13 protein-coding genes are annotated in these 14,645 nt (G+C 70.9%); 10 read left to right on the plus strand and 3 right to left on the minus strand.

Annotation, left to right across the window (positions count from 1 at the left end; translation table 11 throughout):
- Positions 1–133: 133 nt before the first annotated feature.
- From VI123_RS07595 to VI123_RS07630, 8 genes are all read left to right on the plus strand, one after another.
- Positions 134–1,060 (plus strand): precorrin-3B C(17)-methyltransferase, encoded by a 927-nt coding sequence (locus tag VI123_RS07595; RefSeq protein ID WP_336337453.1) that lies wholly within the window; start codon positions 134–136, stop codon positions 1,058–1,060.
- 2 nt (positions 1,061–1,062) lie between these two features.
- Positions 1,063–2,070, plus strand: a complete 1,008-nt coding sequence (gene cobJ, locus VI123_RS07600) for a precorrin-3B C(17)-methyltransferase (RefSeq protein ID WP_336337454.1) — start codon at positions 1,063–1,065, stop codon at positions 2,068–2,070.
- The gene (locus tag VI123_RS07605; protein ID WP_336337455.1) at positions 2,070–2,381 is read left to right on the plus strand and encodes a ferredoxin; all 312 of its coding nucleotides are present in this window, start codon (positions 2,070–2,072) and stop codon (positions 2,379–2,381) included. Before cobJ ends, VI123_RS07605 begins: the two co-directional genes overlap by 1 nt.
- Positions 2,378–3,037, plus strand: a complete 660-nt coding sequence (locus VI123_RS07610) for a cobalamin biosynthesis protein (RefSeq protein ID WP_336337456.1) — start codon at positions 2,378–2,380, stop codon at positions 3,035–3,037. The genes VI123_RS07605 and VI123_RS07610 overlap by 4 nt, the downstream gene beginning before the upstream one ends.
- Entirely contained in the window at positions 3,034–4,257 is a 1,224-nt protein-coding gene (locus VI123_RS07615) for a CbiX/SirB N-terminal domain-containing protein (RefSeq protein WP_336337457.1), read from the plus strand. The genes VI123_RS07610 and VI123_RS07615 overlap by 4 nt, the downstream gene beginning before the upstream one ends.
- Positions 4,258–4,281: 24 nt before the next feature.
- Positions 4,282–4,653, plus strand: coding sequence for a DUF3209 family protein (locus VI123_RS07620; RefSeq protein ID WP_336337458.1), 372 nt, complete (start codon positions 4,282–4,284; stop codon positions 4,651–4,653).
- The gene (locus VI123_RS07625) at positions 4,646–5,914 is read left to right on the plus strand and encodes an outer membrane protein assembly factor BamB family protein (protein ID WP_336337459.1); all 1,269 of its coding nucleotides are present in this window, start codon (positions 4,646–4,648) and stop codon (positions 5,912–5,914) included. The genes VI123_RS07620 and VI123_RS07625 overlap by 8 nt, the downstream gene beginning before the upstream one ends.
- A gap of 147 nt (positions 5,915–6,061) precedes the next feature.
- The gene (locus VI123_RS07630) at positions 6,062–6,826 is read left to right on the plus strand and encodes a hypothetical protein (RefSeq protein WP_336337460.1); all 765 of its coding nucleotides are present in this window, start codon (positions 6,062–6,064) and stop codon (positions 6,824–6,826) included.
- Positions 6,827–6,835: 9 nt separating this feature from the next.
- Here VI123_RS07630 and VI123_RS07635 read toward each other — a convergent pair whose 3' ends face one another.
- The 3 genes from VI123_RS07635 to VI123_RS07645 are packed head-to-tail and all read right to left on the minus strand — an operon-like array spanning position 6,836 to position 9,945.
- Complete coding sequence (locus VI123_RS07635) at positions 6,836–7,543, minus strand: CbtA family protein (RefSeq protein ID WP_336337461.1); 708 nt, start codon at positions 7,541–7,543, stop codon at positions 6,836–6,838.
- On the minus strand, positions 7,543–7,749 hold the full coding sequence (locus tag VI123_RS07640; RefSeq protein ID WP_336337462.1) for a CbtB domain-containing protein: 207 nt from the start codon (positions 7,747–7,749) through the stop codon (positions 7,543–7,545). The genes VI123_RS07635 and VI123_RS07640 overlap by 1 nt, the downstream gene beginning before the upstream one ends.
- 57 nt (positions 7,750–7,806) lie before the next feature.
- A complete protein-coding gene (locus VI123_RS07645) occupies positions 7,807–9,945 on the minus strand; it encodes a VWA domain-containing protein (protein ID WP_336337463.1) in 2,139 nt (712 codons plus the stop codon).
- Positions 9,946–9,980: 35 nt separating this feature from the next.
- Here VI123_RS07645 and cobN point away from each other — a divergent pair, with 35 nt between their 5' ends.
- Complete coding sequence (cobN, locus tag VI123_RS07650) at positions 9,981–13,877, plus strand: cobaltochelatase subunit CobN (protein ID WP_336337464.1); 3,897 nt, start codon at positions 9,981–9,983, stop codon at positions 13,875–13,877.
- Positions 13,867–14,580 (plus strand): precorrin-8X methylmutase, encoded by a 714-nt coding sequence (locus VI123_RS07655; RefSeq protein ID WP_336337465.1) that lies wholly within the window; start codon positions 13,867–13,869, stop codon positions 14,578–14,580. The genes cobN and VI123_RS07655 overlap by 11 nt, the downstream gene beginning before the upstream one ends.
- The last annotated feature ends 65 nt before the right edge of the window (positions 14,581–14,645 follow it).

Here is a 14,645-nt window from a genome sequence, read left to right on the forward strand (position 1 = left end):
GACTGGAGCAGCCGGCGCCCGTCTGCATCTTCAGTTGCACTAGTACAAGCAAAATTGTTTTATGCGAAAGCAGCGTTGTATTCGCTATGCGCCACAGTACCGAGATTCGACCGTCGGCTCCCGGAGCGACAGGATGAGCAGCGACGGACGCCAGTCGGCGACGGCCGCGACCGAGGCGCCCCGTCCCGCCGAGTACGGGACGCTGTACGTCGTCGGCATCGGGCCGGGGTTGCCCCACGACATGACCCAGCGGGCAAAGGACGTCGTCCAGACCGCCGACTGCATCGTCGCCTCGAACCTCTACCAGGAGTTCCTCCGGAAGGACGGGACGCTCCCGCCACAGTCCGCCGAACTCGACGGTGAAACCGACGACGGCGTGGTCGCCGACGAGGAGGGGACCGTGCTGGAACGGTCCGACGGCAGCCGCCAGACCCTCATCCGGTCGTCGATGGGCAAGCAGGTCGAACTCGCCCGCGAGGCGTTCGAGCGGGTCCGTGCCGGCGAGGACGTGGCCCACGTCTCCGGCGGCGACCCGAACGTCTACGGGAAATCCGACCTGCTGTTCACGATGGCCGACGCCGACGACGCCGACGACGTGCCCATCGAGATTGTTCCGGGCGTGACCGCGGCGCTGTCGGGCGCGGCGAACCTCGGCGCGCCGCTGTCGAACGACTTCTGTACCATCTCGCTGTCGGACAAGTGGCGCGGCTGGGACGAGATCGAGGAGAAACTGCGCGCGGCGGCCATCTCGGGATTCGTCGTCGTCCTCTACAACTGCTGGCGCGACTACGAGCGGGCCGTCGCCGTCCTCCGCGAGGAGCGGGCCGACGACGTGCCCGCCGCCATCGTCAACGACGCCGGCCGCGGGACGGCCGGGCGGAACCTCGACGACGAGACGGAGACCGTCACGACGCTGGGCGACCTGCCCGACCACGACGACGAGGTCGGCGGCATGGGGTCGTCTATCGTCGTCGGCACCCACGAGACGCGCGTCTGGCGCAACGACTACCGGGAGTTCCTCGTCACCCCGCGCGGCGGGCGTGACGTCGACGATTTCTGACAATGAGCACTGACAACACCACCGACGGGAGTACCGAGACGGAATCGAAGTGCGGAGCGAGCGAGGCCGAGACTGCCACTGAAGCGAGTTCGTCGACCGAAACGACGCCGGACACGGGCGACGACACGGCCTCGAAGTGTGGCGCGTCGTCGTCTTCGTCCAGCAGCAGTTCCTGCGGGGCGTCCGCTGACAGCGACGAGGAGGAAGTCGGCGCGACGGTCGACGACTTCGACGCCGAGCCGGGCCAGCTCATCGCAGTCGGCCTCGGCCCCGGCCAGCCTGAGGGGATGACCGCCCGCGCCCGCGCTGCCCTGCACGACGCCGAGCACATCGTCGGCTACACGACCTACGTCGACCTGCTGCCCGACGACATCACCGACGGGGCCGAGGACATCTACGACACGCCGATGTGCGGGGAGGTCTCGCGGACGGAGGAGGCAATCGACCGCGCGCTCGCGGGCAATAGCGTGGCCATCATCGGCAGCGGCGACCCGAACGTCTACGCGCTGGCGGGCCTCGCCCTGGAGATAATCGAATCGAAGGGCGCAACGGCGACGATGCTCGACTTCGACGTGGTCCCGGGCGTCCCCGCGGCCCAGTCCTGTGCGGCCCGCGTGGGCGCGCCGCTGGTCAACGATACCGTCTCCATCTCGCTGTCGGACCACCTCACCGACATGCCGACCATCGAGTCGCGCCTGCACGCCGCCGCCAAGGAGGGCTTTACCATCACTATCTACAACCCCTGGAGCCGCAAGCGCCGGGACAACTACGAGAAGTGCTGTGAAATCCTGCTGGAGCACCGCGACCCCGAGACCCCCGTCGGCGTCGTCCACGCTGCCGGCCGCGAGGACGAGCAGGTCGAAATCGTCGAACTCGGCGACCTGCCGGACCTGGGCGAGACGGATCTCGTGGACATGACCACCACCCTGCTGGTGGGCAACGAGGACACCTACGTCTGGGACGACCGGATGGTGACGCCGCGGGGCTACGAGACCAAGTACGACTACTAATGTACCGCATCACCATCGACCGCGAGGCCTGTGACGGCGTGTTCGCCTGTCTCGTCCGCGACGACCGCTTCGTCGAAGATAGCGCGGAGCGGCGCTCCGCGGCCCATTCGAGCGGGCAAGGCCCGCGAGAAGATAGCGCGGGGCTGGCGGCCATCGAGACGGACGACCGGACGGCCATCCAGGCCACCTTCGACGACGACCGGCGGGACGACGCCGAGCAGGCCGCCGCGGCCTGTCCGCTGGACGCGATTGCCGTCGAAACGGTGTCGGACGAGGACGACGCGGTCCCTGCGGGGGAGGCGGAGCCGTGAGCGTCGAGACCGGCGCGCCGGCCGACATGCTCGCGGCCCACCCCGAGACGGCGTACTTCTGGGGGCGGGTTGCCGCCGACGGCGACTGCGCGGACAGCTGTGTCACGGTCCGGACCAACGACGAGACGGCCGCTCGGCGGCTCGCGTCCGTCGCCGGCGCGGAGCGGGCCGACCGCCGCATCGTCGAGCGGGCCTACGCCCACGACACCTCCATCACCCGTCAGGAGGAGGAGTTCACCGTCCAGGTCGTCGGCGGCCTCGCCGACCGCGCGAGCGCGGCGCTGGGACTGCCCTTCGACGGCGATTCCGGCGGCTACCGCTTCGACGCGCTCGCGGACTACGACCGCCAGCTCCTCCGTGGTCTGCTGGAGGGCTGTGGCACCGTGTGTTTCAAGTCCGACGACGAGGCCGTGGGCATCTCGTTCGTCCACGGCGACGAGCGCCTGCTCCGGACGATACAGTCGCTGCTCGACCGCTGTCCGGTCGACGCGCCCTACGACGACCTCTCGGAGGCCTCGTCGGGCTACTGGTTCGGCGTCGACGACGACGTGGCACCTGCCCTCGGCGACTGGCTCTACGAGGGCAGCGAGGAGACGGGGCTGTTCGCGCCCAGTCGGCGGCGCAAGCTCCGGAAGAGCATCGAACGAGTCCGATGAGCGAAGCCATCACCGCGCCGGAGACGCTGGACGACGAGGCGGTCCTGCTCGTCGGCCACGGCTCCCGGCGCGAGAAGTCCAACGAACAGGTCCGCGACCTCGCGGTCGAACTGGAAGGGCGGCTCGGCATTCCGGTCGACGCGGCCTTCCTCGAACTCGCGGAGCCAGCCATCGACGAGGCCATCGCGGGGCTGGCCGCGGCCGTCTCGCAGGTGTCGGTGGTCCACCTCTCGCTGTTTGCCGCCAGCCACGTCAAAAACGACGTCCCCCTGGCCGTCGAGCAGGCCCGCGAGGCCCACCCCGAACTGACCATCAACAACGGCGCACACCTGGGCGTCCACCCGGCCATCCTCGACCTGCTGGACGACCGCGCGGCGAGCGTGGAGGCCGACCTGGGCGTCGACCGCGAGGACGACGACGTGGCCGTCGTGGTCTGTGCCCGCGGCTCCAGCGACCCCGACGCCAACGCCGACGTGCACAAGCTCGCCCGCCTGCTGTACGAGGGCCGCGAGTTCTCGCGGGTCGAGGCGTCGTTCATCGGCGTCACCGAGCCGCTCCTGGACGAGACGCTGCACGACATCGCCAAGACCCGGCCCGACGCCGTCGTCGTCGTCCCGTACATGCTCGGCGACGGCGTGTTGACCGGCCGCATCAAGGACGGTACGCGCGAGTTCGACGAGGAGTACCCCTACGTCGACGCCGCGCCCGGCGAGCCGCTGGGGACCGACTCGCGCCTGCTCGACGTGCTCGGCGACCGCTGGCAGGAGGCCCGCACGGGGAGCGTCGAGATGTCCTGTGACACCTGCAAGTACAAGGTCGAACTCGACGGCTACGAGGAAGACCAGGGCGGCGCGCGGGCGATGCTCCGGGCGCTGACCCACCAGGCCGAACACGCCGACCGCGAGGACGTCGACGACGCCCCGCACGTCCACGACGCCCCCGAGAAACACGTCGCCGTCTGCACGAACCAGACCTGCGCGGGCGAGGGCTCGCCCGCGGTCCTCGAACGATTGCGGCAGGCCGCCCGCGACAGCGACCAGTGCGACGCCCGCATCACGCGGTCGTCGTGTCTCGGCCGCTGCGGCGAGGGACCCATGGTCGCCGTCTACCCCGACGGCGTCTGGTACGGTGGCGTCGAGGCGGCGGACGCCGCCGACATCGTCTCATCCCACCTGGACCGCGACCGCATCGTGAGCGAACTCGTCGACCAGACGCTCTGAAACCACACCCGATTCAATACACACATGAGCTGCTACGAACTCGAGGCCCTCCGACTCGGCCTCATGACCGTTCTCGGTACCGAAGACGACCACGCGCGCCAGCACGCCGAAAACGAGCTGGACGGGCATCTCGACGGCCCCATTGAGGCGCTCGCGAATGCGGAGACGCTCGCCGCCATCGAGCGCCACCTCGACGCCGCGCTCGTGGACCTCGAAGAGGAAATCGCCGCGACGGACGCGGACGACCCCGAGTACGACTACCTCCGGGGGCGACTCGTCGCGGTCCGCGACGCCGAGCGGGCGGTGTCGCGGCTCACCACCCAGGGCGAGGACGTCCTCGCCGGCCTCGGCGAGGCCCACGACGTGCTCCACGAGGCGTTCCCCGTCGATGAGTAGCCGGCGCGCACGGACCGCGTCGCTCGGCGAGGTACCACCGGCCCGCTCGCGCCACGGGGGCCGCCGGTCGGCCGTCGCGCTGGCCGACGGGCTCGCGGTCGTCGGGACCGCAGACGGGGACCTCCAGGCGTTCGACACCGCGAGCGACGGCCCGCCGCGTCGCTGCTGGCGATACGAGACCGAGGGCGACCCGAGCGTCGTCGCGGCCGTCCCCTTCGACGGCGGCCTCGTCGTCGGGGAACGAAGCGCCCGCGGCGAAATCCGCTGTCACGACGCCGAGGGCGGCCTGCGCTGGCGATACGAGAGCAGGGCGGACCTGGGCGACCCACAGCAGACGACGCGCTTTCTGTTGCCGTTCGTCGCTTCCCTCGCCACTGACGGCGACCGCTGCTACGCTGCCGCCCGGCGGTACGAACGCCGGACCGACGCGGCCGGCGGCGACGTTCGACACTTCGAGAGCGTCGTCTACGCGTTCGACCCGGACGGCTCGGTTGCGTGGACCTACCGAACCGACGGCTCGCCAATCTCGCTGTCCGCCCGCGACGGCCGCGTCGCCGTCGCGTACAACCGCTGTCCCGGCGACCACCAACATGGGCTGGTCGTCCTCGACGCCGCCGACGGCGACCCGCGCTGGATGTGGGATCCCGGCACCGATGGTCAGCGGCGCGTCGGCGACGTGGCACTGCTCGACGAGGGCGTGGTGCTGTCGAGTCACGGCGACTACTGCGGCTACCGCCTGGGTGAGGGCGGGAGCGAACGCTGGCGCGTCCCGCTCGCGACGCCGACCGACGTGGCCGGCGACACCGTCTACGCGTACCCGAACCACGTCCGCGCGACCGCCGCGGGCGCGGTGTTCGTCACCGGGAACACCTACCCCGAGGACGGCCGCGAGACCGACGCGCGCCACCCGAACGAGCACACCGCGGTCGGCGTCTCGCTCGCCGGCGAGCGGCGCTGGGACGCGCCCGTCGGCGGATTCGCCAGCGGCCTTGGCACTGACGGCTCGCTGCTCGCCGTCCCCGGCGCACAGAACTTCCGCGACCGCGACGCCGACGACCACGCGCTTCGGCTGTTCGATGTCGCAGACGGCCCTGTCGACACGCTGGACACCGACGGCGTCGTGACGGCGGCCGCGGTCGGGGACGGGACCGCCGTCGCCGTTGAGGAACCGGTCGTCTACCACGACGAGGGCCGCGAGCGCGGGGCCTACCGTCTGCATCGGCTGCCGGTGACCGACGGCGTGACTCGACCGAACCGCTGACGCGCCGACGCGCAGTCCCCCAGTGGCGACTCGTTCCGCCGTTCCTCCGCCCGCTCGCGACCCGTCGGTTTGGCACCGATTACTGTGTTATGGACTGTCAAACTAACCGTTCGCTGCCCGTAGCCGCCCGATACGGGAGCGTCGAACATGGCCAATGACACAGACACGGACCACGAGGACACGCCGGCGGACGCGGACGACGCGTCGGCCGACGACGACGAACAGGACGCGAACCCGGTCGCGGCCCTGACCGACGACGCCGACGCGTCGTCCGAAGCTCCGGACGAGGATGGCGACACCGCTTCGCCGGACCGCCCGACCGACCGCGAGCGGGAGTTCGCGAAGATGCAGCGCCGGCTCGACGAGCGCGAGATGGGCCTCGACCAGCGGGGCACGGAACTCGACCGGCGCGAGGAGAAACTGGACGCCCGCAAGGAGGAACTGGACAGGCGCGAGTCCGAACTCGACGAGCGGGAGTTCCGGCTCGACGAACGCGAGGCGGCCCTCGACGACCGGGAGACCGACCTCGACGAGCGCGAGGCCGAACTGACCGAGTACGACGCCCGGTTGTCCGAGCGCGCCGAGGAACTCGACGAGCACGAGGAGACGCTGAACACCTACCTCTCCGGGCAGATGGAAGACGTCGAGGCGTCGGTCACCGAGACGATGCGCGACGCGCTCGACCGGTACGAGGCGACCCGGTCGACCGGTCGGTTCGGCCCGACCGGCACGATGCTCGTCGGGCTGGCCGGCGTGGCGCTCGTCGTCGCCGGCATCGGGTTCGGCGCGCTGGCGTCGGCCGGCATGACGTCGGTCAGCCTCGGCGGGACGACGGCGAACCTCGCCGTCGCGGCCGTCGTCGCCATCGTCGGCCTGGCACTGAACCTCGGGACGGTCGCCGGAAAAATCTGAGCGGCGGCGTCAGTCGGCCGTCGCGGGGTAGTCGAGGTCATCGGTCGCTGTCGTCTCGGCGTCGCCGAGCCACGCGTGGACCCCGGCGATAGTGGCCCACAGGAGTAGCTGCCCGAAGACTACCGTCCAGCGGTACGCGGCGACCAGCGACGCCGGCACGTCGCCGTGGACGGGGTTGGCGGGCGCGAGTGCCACCGGAACCGCGAGCAGGGCAAGCGGGGACGCGGTCGCGGCGAGCCTGACGGCCACGTGCCGGTCCGCGGTCCGCCGTGCTGTGAGGCCGGCGAGCGCCGCGACAAGCGCGCCGAGGACCATCAGCCCGGCGTACCACGCCAGCCGCGCGTCCGTGCCCAGCGCCTGCTCGACGCCCGGCGGCTGGGGCGGCAAGACGAGCCACGGCGCGCCCGAGACGGTGAGAAAGCCCGCCCCGGCGAGCGCCAGCCGCTTCGTCGCACCCGTCCCCGGCAGGGCCGGTTCGAGGAAGAAGTACGCCACGCCGAAGGCGGCGACGCCGAAGAGGACGCCCCAGAGGACGCCGCCGCCGACGCTGGCGACGGTCGTCGTCAGCGCGGAGACCGCGGGCCCGCCGCCGTGGCCGTGCTCGAACGTCTCCAGCCCGGCGGTGAACGCGTTGCCGACGGTCGCGACGAACAGCCCGTAGACGAGCCCGCCCGCGACGCCGGCGACCGCGCCCCGTTCGAGGTAGTCGGTCGCCATCAGTGGCAGGTGATGCCGGCGCTGTGCCGGAAGTTGTGCAGCGAGTCGTGGAGCATCGGGTCCTGGACGAACAGGAGCGTGAAGCCAAGCGCCGCCACCAGCGTGACGCCGATTGCGATTTGGGGCCCGGTCAGGCCCGCTCTGGCGCGGTCGAGTCGGTCGTGCACGCTGTCCGTGGCGCGTGCGGTGTCAGTGTCGTCCTGCATTGAAATCTCAGTTGCTTAAAGAACAAGCAAGATTGTAAAACTTCCGCCTCGCCCGCCCTACTGCTCGCCCGCCACGGCGTCGACGCGCTCGGCGCTCAATGCGTCGAGCGACACCATCTGCGCGTCCGTCTCGCCAGCCACCAAATCGAGCAGGCCGGCGCGGCTCCCGTCGCCCGCGTCGACCACGACGGTCCGGTCGACCGCCTCGCCGAGCGCCCGGGCCGCGGTCCGCGTCGCCTCGACGGGGCTCCCGTCGGCGGCGTTGGCCCGGCCGTCGGTCACCACCACGGCGACGCCGGCGTCCGGGTCGGCGCGGTCGAGCACCTCGTGGGCGGCGGTCAGGCCGGCCGGCAGCGGCGTCCGGTCGCCCGTCGGCAGGTCCTTGAGGTGACGGGCGGCCAGCGAGACGCTGTCGGTCGGCGGCAGGACCACGTCCGCGCCGTCGCCGGCGAACGTCACGACCGCCACCCCGTCGCGGGCCTGATAGGCGTCCTTCAGGAGTTCGAGCACCGTACCCTTCGCCGCGCGCATCGCCGGTTTCATCGACGCGCTGGCGTCGACGGCGAACACGACCAGCGTCTCCGCGTCGCCCGCCCGCACGGACTTCCGGAGGTCCCGGGATTCGACGCGGTCGCTCCCGCGCCCGGCCGCCGCTCGGACCGTCGCTGCGGCGTCCACTTCTTCGTCCCGCCCGGCGCGCTCGGTGCGGACCGTCACGCCGCGGGTCGTGCCCGTCGCGCTCGCGCGGCCGCTCGCCGCGCCGCCGTCCGTGTCGACCGTCGGTGCGTCCACGTCGGGCGCGCCGCTGTCGCCGACTGCGGTTCGGGACTGGCCGGGCAGGAGCGGCGTCGCGTCCTCGGACTGATCGGGCTCGCCCGACTCGCCGTCGCCGGATTCGCTGCCGTCGCCGTCAGCGTACTCGTCGCCAGTATTGCGCTCCTGCCGTTCGCCGTCGCTGTCGGCCGATACGGGCGTCGGCTGCTCACCGCGCTCGTCCGAACCGTCTTCCCCCTCGTCGGATTCCCCGCTGTCGTCCGGCCGTTGTTCCCGTTCGTTGCCTCCCTCGCCGTCGCCTTCGGAACTGCCTCCGGCGTCTGCTGACTCATCACCGGCCGCTCCGTCCTCGTCGCCGTTTACGTCGGTTCCGTCGTCGGGCTCGCCTTCGGAATCGCCGTTCTCGTCGTCGAAGTGGTCGTCCAGCACGTCCTCGACGTCGGGCGCGTCCTCGAAGGGGCGGCTGGTGAGCCGGTGCGGGAGCGCGAATTCGGCGGCGCGTTCTACGTCGGATTCGAGCACGGTCGTCCGGCCGTCGAGGGCGGCGAACGTCCGGGCCGCCCGCGCGGTGGCGATGTCGCCGCGGTGGCCGTCCAGCCCGGCGTCGCGACACAGCTCGGCTATCTCCTCGCGGAACTCGCGGGCGAGGTCGACATCGGGGAGCAGGTCGCGGGCGGTCCGCAGTCGCTCGCCGGGGTCGCGGTCGGGTTCGTTCTCGTCTCCATCCTCGTCGCCGTCCCCGAGCGCCCGGTCGATGATGGCGACGCGGTCGTCGAGGGCCTCGCACGCGCTGACCGACGTCTGGAGGGCGAAGCGGTCCCGTAACTGGGGCCGCAGGTCGCCCTCCTCGGGGTTCATCGTGCCGACGAGCGTGAAGTTGGCGGGGTGGGTGACGGTGACGCCGTCGCGCTCGACGCGGTTCACCCCGCTCGCGGCGGCGTCGAGCAGTACGTCCACGAGGTGGTCGTCGAGGAGATTCACCTCGTCGACGTAGAGGAGGCCGCGGTTCGCGCGGGCCAGCAGACCGGGATCGAACTCGTGGTCGCCGTCCAGCGCGTCGGCCACGGAGAGCGTGCCGACGACGCGGTCCCGCGTCGCGCCGAGCGGGAGCGTCACCAGCGGGACCGCCCGCGTCTCGACGGGCGGGTCCGTCCGCGCTCGACAGTCCTCGCACTGGGCCGCGGGGCGGTCGGGCGGACAGCCGTAGGGGCAGTCCGCGACCGCGCGCTGCTCGGGCAACAGGTCGGCGAGTGCGCGCACCGCCGTCGACTTCGCCGTGCCCTTCTCGCCGCGGACCAGCAGGCCGTCCAGGTCCTCGTCCGTCGCGACCGCGAGCAGGCCCTCTTTCAGGTCGCGCTGGCCGACGACGCCCGCGAACGTCGGCCCCTGCGAAGCTTTTTTGCCCGCGCCGAATACAACCATACTTGTATTAGTGAAAACGGAGATTTAATAACGTTATGCCACAGCTTGGACTCTACACCGCGACGGAGAACGAACTCGGGGCCGTCCAGCGGGCCGCTGGCGAGGTTGACGCGGACCTCGTCGTGCGCTCGGAGAGCGACCTCGACGACGAACCGGCGGTCGAGGCGTTCGTCGACGAACTGACCGACGCCGACGCCGTGATCCTCTGGCTCCACGGAGCCGAGGACAGCATGCCCGGCTACGAGCGGGCCGTCGAGCGCCTGCGCGAGGCCGGCGTCCCGCTGGTCGTGAAAGCCACCGGCGACGCCTTCGCCGTCGAGGACACGTCGGTCCCCGACGAGCACCGCGAGACGGTCTACGAGTACCTGGAGAAGGGCGGCGCGAGCAACGTCGCCAACTGCGCCCGCTACCTCGTCGCGAAGTACGGCGACGCCGCCCCCTCGTACGACGGCCCGGTGACGCTCCCGACGGAGGGCGTCTACCACCCCGACCACCCCGGGGCGAGTATCGAGGACCTGCGGGCGACGTTCGACCCGGCGAAACCGACGGTCGCCGTTTGGTTCTACGAGTCCCACTGGACCCACGAGAACACGCGCTACGTCGACGCGCAGGTCCGAGCCATCGAGGCCCAGGGCGCGAACGCGCTCCCGATATTCTGCGAACCGGCGACCGACGCCGAGGGCCAGTGGAACGCCGAGCGGGTCACCGAGGAGTGGTTGCTGGACGCTGATGGCAATCCACTGGTCGACGCCGTCTGCTCGTCGTTCATGTTCTCGCTGTCGATGGACGAGCGCGGCCGGAGCGCCGACGACGAGGGCGACGGCGCGGCGGACGTGTTCCTCGACCGACTCGGCGTCCCCGTGATTCAGACGGTGACCACGATGCGCTCGCGCTCCCGGTACGACGCCAGCGACACGGGCGTGATGGGCTTCGAACTCGCGCTCTCGGTCGCGCTCCCCGAGTTCGACGGCAACGTCATCACCCACCCCATCTCGGGCAAGGAACGCACCGACGACGACGCCGACATCGGGAGCGCCCCGAAGCAGCACTTCCCCATCGAGGACCGCGTCGACCACGTCGCGCGCCTCGCGGTCAACTGGGCGGAACTGCGCCACACCCCCAACCACGAGAAGAACGTGGCCGTCGTCCTCCACAACTACCCGCCGAGCGACGACGGTATCGGGACGGCCTTCGGGCTGGACTCGCCCGAGAGCACGGTGAATCTGCTCGACGAACTGGACGCCCGCGGCTATGAGCTGGGTGATACCACGCCCGAGAGCGGCCAGTCGCTCGTCGAACGACTCACCGCCCAGTTGACGCTCGACGACCGCTGGGTCGCGCCGGAGGACGTGCGCGAGATGAGCGTCGACACCGTCTCGCCGGCCCAGTACGGCGAGTGGTTCGACGCCCTCGACCCGGACTTCCGCGCGAACGTGGTCGAGGAGTGGGGCGACCCGCCCGAGCGCCCGTTCGCAATTCCGGGCGCCGAATTCGGCAACGTCCTCGTCACGGTCCAGCCGCCGCGGGGCTTCGGTATGGACCCCTCGAAGGTGTACCACGACTCGGACCTCCAGCCGCCACACGACTACGTCGCGTTCTACCGCTGGCTCCGCAACGACTACGAGGCCGACGCCGTCGTCCACCTCGGAACCCACGGCAGCCTGGAGTGGCTCCCCGGCAAGACGGTGGGCCTCGACGGCGAGAGCGCGCCCGACCAGCTCATCGACGACATCCCGAACGTCTACCCCTACATCGTCAACAACCCCGGCGAGGGGACGCAGGCGAAACGGCGCTCCTACGCCGCCATCGTGGACTACCTGACGCCGGTGATGGCAAACGCCGGCACCTACGACGACCTCGCCGACCTGGAGGAACTGGCCGACCGCTACCGCGAGGCCGGCATGGAGGACGCCCGCGCCGACGACGGCGAACACCTCGCTGAGCAGATTCGCCAGACGGTCGACGAACTGGACCTCGCCGTCGAACTCGGGATTGCGGGCGAGATTGACGAGAAAGCCGACGTACGTGGCCCGGACGAAGCAGGGTCCACACTTGCGGAGGGAGACGTCGAGGGTGACGACCTCGACATCGACGACCTCGTCGAGCGCGTCCACGAGTACCTCACCGACGTGAAGACGACCCAGATTCGCAAGGGCCTGCACACGATGGGCGAACCGCCGGCCGACGACCGACTGGTCGACTATCTCGTCGCCCTCACGCGGCTCGAAAACCCCGGCGCGCCGTCACTGCGCGAGAGCGTCGCCGGCGTCCTGGGCGTCGACTACGACACACTCCGCAACGCCCCCGGCGAGTACGACGAGGCCCTCGGCATGACCTACGCCGAGGCCGCCGACCGCGTTCACGAGACCAGCAAAGACCTCGTGCGGACGCTCGCCGAGCACGACTTCGACGTGCCCGTGAGCGAACTCGAAGACGGGGACTCGGAGGTGAACATGAACCTCCTCGTCGTCGACATCGACCCCATCGGGGACGCCCGCGCGCGCTCCGGCGCGCACGACGACCTCCGCGAGGTGCTTGCCTACATCTGCGAGGAGGCCGCCCCGCGGGTGGCCGGCGCGGCCGACGAGATTCCCCGGACCGCCGACGCGCTGGCGGGCGAGTACGTCCCGCCCGGCGGCTCCGGCGCGCCGACCCGCGGCGGCGTCGACCTGCTCCCCACGGCCCGGAACTTCTACACGCTGGACCCGCGGAAGGTCCCGGCAAAGACGGCCTGGGACGTGGGCAGCGAGGTCGCCGCCGGCGTGGTCGAGCGCCACGAGAGCGACGAGGGCGGATATCCCGAGGAAATCGGCGTCGTCGTCTGGGGCACGCCGACGGTCCGCACCCGCGGCGAGACCATCGCGCAGGTGCTCGCGCTGATGGGCGTCGAACCGGTCTGGTCCGACGCCGGCCGCGTCGAGGACGTGGAGCCGATTCCCCTGGAGGAACTCGGTCGTCCGCGAATCGACGTGACGACGCGCGTCTCCGGCCTGTTCCGGGACGCCTTCCCCGCGGCGGCGGGCGTGGTCCACGACGCCGTCGACGCCGTCGTCGACCTCGACGAGCCCCACGACATGAACTACGTGAAGAAACACGTCGAGGAGGAGACCGACGACCTCGTGGCCGACGGGATGGACGAGAGCGACGCCCGCACCGCCGCGACGCACCGCGTGTTCACGACGCGCCCCGGCGGCTACGGCGCTGGCACGAACAAGGCCGTCGACGAGGGCAACTGGGACGACCGGTCGGACCTCGCCGACGTGTACGTCCAGTGGGGCGGCTACGCGATGGGCTCGCGCGGCCGCGTCAGCGACGCCCACGACGCCTTCGAGCGCCGCCTGTCCTCCGTCGACGCGACCGTCAAAATCGAGGACACCGCCGAGCAAGACGAGTTCGACTCCTCGGACTGGTACGCCTTCCACGGCGGGTTCATCTCCGCCGTGACCGAGATCGCGGGCGAGGAACCGAACTCCTACGTCGGCGACTCATCGGACCCGGACAACGTCGACGTCTACACCAACGAGGAGAAGGTCCGCAAGGCGATGCGGGCCCGCGTGCTCAACCCCGCGTGGCTCGACTCGATGGAGGAACACGGCTACAAGGGCGCGGGCGACCTCTCGACCACGGTCGACGTGGTGCTCGGCTGGGACGCCACCACCGGCGTCGTCAGCGACGCGCTCTGGAACGACGTGGCCGAGCGTTACGCCTTCGACGCGGACCGCCAGGAGTGGCTCCGCGACGTGAACCCCTGGGCGCTGGACTCCATCACGGACACCCTGCTTGAGGCCATCGACCGCGGCCTCTGGGACGCCGACGACGAGACGCGCGACCGCCTGCGGGACCTGAATCTGGAAGTGGATGGGACCCTTGAGGCCCGCGCCAGTTCCGAGCGGGCTGTCGATTCGACGGAGGTGACTTCCGATGACGACTAACACAGACGGTGAGGCGAACAGCGAGGGCGACTTCGAGGAGTACGCCGACCTCGGCGCGACCACGGAGAACGCGATGGACATCGCCGAGACGTCGATGGACCGCGTCCGCAGGCTCGTCTCCGACGAGACGCTCGCCGACCGCATCCGCCAGAAGTCCGTCCACGCCACCGGCGACCCCGAGTTCCAGCACCTCGTCCGATTCACCGGCGCGGACGAGGACGAGCCGGTCCGCGCGGGGGCGCGCGCCGTCCTCGACGAACGGCCCATCGTCACCGACATCACGATGGTCAAAGCGGGTATCACCGGCCGCGGCCACGACTGTCCGGTGCGGAAGGCCATCGGCAACGGTGCGGAGTTGGCCGCCGAGACCGGGATGACCCGGACCGCCGCGTCGGTGCTCGAACTCGACCGGGAGGGCGTCTACGACGGTGCTATCGCTGTCGTGGGCAACGCGCCGACGGCGGCGCTCGCGCTCGCCGACTGCATCGAGGACGGCACCCGGCCCGCGGTGGTCGTCGCGACGCCGGTCGGCTTCGTGAAGGCCGCAGAGAGCCGGGAGCGACTCCGCGAGGTGGCGGCCGAGCACGGCGTCCCGACCATCACGAACGTCGGCCGCCGCGGCGGGAGCGGGCTGGCCGCCGGGCTGACGAACGAACTGGTGCACGTCGCCAGTGACGTGCGCGAGGGGGTGGTCGATCTATGACCTCCCCCTCGGAGAGAGCGAGCGGGGAGGAACGACCCGCGAGCCGCGAGGGAGTGGTCTCTCTG

The organism is Haloarcula sp. DT43, from assembly GCF_037078405.1.
Taxonomy (GTDB): Archaea; Halobacteriota; Halobacteria; order Halobacteriales; family Haloarculaceae; genus Haloarcula; species Haloarcula brevis.